This window comes from Collinsella aerofaciens, assembly GCF_028209625.1.
Lineage (GTDB): Bacteria > Actinomycetota > Coriobacteriia > Coriobacteriales > Coriobacteriaceae > Collinsella > Collinsella aerofaciens_AM.
Genome location: NZ_JAQLDU010000042.1, coordinates 1 through 1594, shown reverse-complemented (window position 1 = coordinate 1594; position 1594 = coordinate 1). Strand labels below are relative to the sequence as shown.

At 73.1% G+C, this 1594-nt stretch carries 1 protein-coding gene; it reads right to left on the bottom strand.

Annotation, left to right across the window (positions count from 1 at the left end; translation table 11 throughout):
• Positions 1-197: 197 nt before the first annotated feature.
• The gene (locus PMW70_RS09670) at positions 198-1460 is read right to left on the bottom strand and encodes an IS30 family transposase (protein WP_271744734.1); all 1263 of its coding nucleotides are present in this window, start codon (positions 1458-1460) and stop codon (positions 198-200) included.
• Positions 1461-1594 lie beyond the last annotated feature (134 nt).

The following is a 1594-nucleotide window of genomic DNA, read 5'->3' as shown; positions in this document are numbered from 1 at the left end:
CTGAACGGACCCCGCGTTTCCGCAGCTAGCGCAACGCGGAAATAGCCCCCGGCACCTGGCTATCGCCTCGTTTCCGCAGGTGGAGAGGCTATGGAGGCCGGTGTCCCCGTGCCGCCGCCGCATGCTCCGCCAGCCCGCCGCGCAGCCGTTCCGGACTCAGCGCAACGGGCCCTCCGACCCATGTCCCGGCCCGCCGCCTATCCCGCCAGCGGCCCCTCGCCCCTCGCGGCCCTGGCCCTGTCGATGCAGCCGGGCGTGAGGTCGAGCTCGCCGGGCGCCAGCTCCTCTATCCCGAACGCGTCCATGAGGGCGGAGGCGTCCTCGCCGAGGGCCATCCGCAGCACGCGCGCCGGCGTCAGGAACCCGAGCGCGCCCCTCGGCTCGGAGTTCACCTGCGACATGAGCAGCGCGCAGTCCGCCGCCGTCAGCCGGTCGAACCTGGCCCCGGCGCCCTTGGGCAGCAGCTTCCTGATCTCGACGTGGTTCTTCTCGCACGCGCCCTTCTGCTGGCTCTGCCGGGGGTCGCAGTAGAAGAGCCTGGTCTCGCCGTCCCGCTCGCCGAGCAGCGCCGCGATGGCGCCCTCGTCGGCGAACTCGGCGCCGTTGTCGGTGAGCACGGCGCCGAAGGCGCGCCTCGCGCCGCCCTCGCCGAGGACCCCGCGCAGCGAGGAGAGGGCCGCCAGGACCGAGGCGCACGTGCCGTCCGGCAGCGGCAGCGCCAGCTGGAAGCGGCTCGGGCGGTGCAGCAGCGTGAGGAGCCTGGCGGAGTCGCCCCGGCAGCCCTCGACGGTGTCCATCTCCCAGGCCGCGGCGCAGGCGTCCTCGCCGAGCGCGAGGAACGACGCGTGCGACCTGCGCGCCGAGTGGGACGTCGCCCTCCTCGGGGCCCGGCGCGACCTGGGCCTGTAGCCGACCTTGCGCCTGAGCTCCATGTTCGTCATGCCGTCGTAGCCGGCGTCCACCCACCTGTAGACGGTGGAGGCGCTGAGCCCGGGGGTCGCCGCCGCTATCTGCTGCGGGGAGAGCCCGCGCGCGAGCCCGTCCCTGATGGCCGCGAGCTTGGCGGCGGCGCCCTCCTCGGTCTCGTCGATCCCGGACCTGCTCCCCGAGAGCTCGGCGTCGGCCGCCTCCTGCGCCCTCTTGGCCCTGTAGAACACCTTGGGCCTCCTCGAGCAGCCGTAGCCCCTCCTGTGCGAGCAGCCGTTGCAGCACCTCGGCCACGAGGAGAGCCTGGGGCAGGCCCCCGACAGGTCCGCGGGCGCGGGCTCGCCGTAGCGCGAGCGCGGCGCGGTGACGTAGCGGTGCGCCGCCACCTCCCTGGTCACGGTCGAGGGCGACCTGCCGAGCTCCGCGGCGATCTCGCGGGCGCTGCGGTTGAGGTCGAGCATCCTCTCGACCGTGTTCCTCTCGTGCCTCGTGAGCCTTGCGTACGACCTTCCGGACGGCTTCGGTCTGGACATGTCGGCCTCCCTCCATCGCGGGCCGGGGGATTCCGGCCCCTCTGGGGTTGCCTACCCGGATTCGCGCCTCAGGACTCAGCGCAACGCGTTGCGCTGAGTCCTGAGGCTGTTGCAGTGAACATGAGAATCAAGGG

Bases quoted from the DNA above. Each gene is read 5' to 3' on its own strand.
- PMW70_RS09670 (WP_271744734.1), bottom strand. From the start codon at position 1,460: ATGTCCAGACCGAAGCCGTCCGGAAGGTCGTACGCAAGGCTCACGAGG.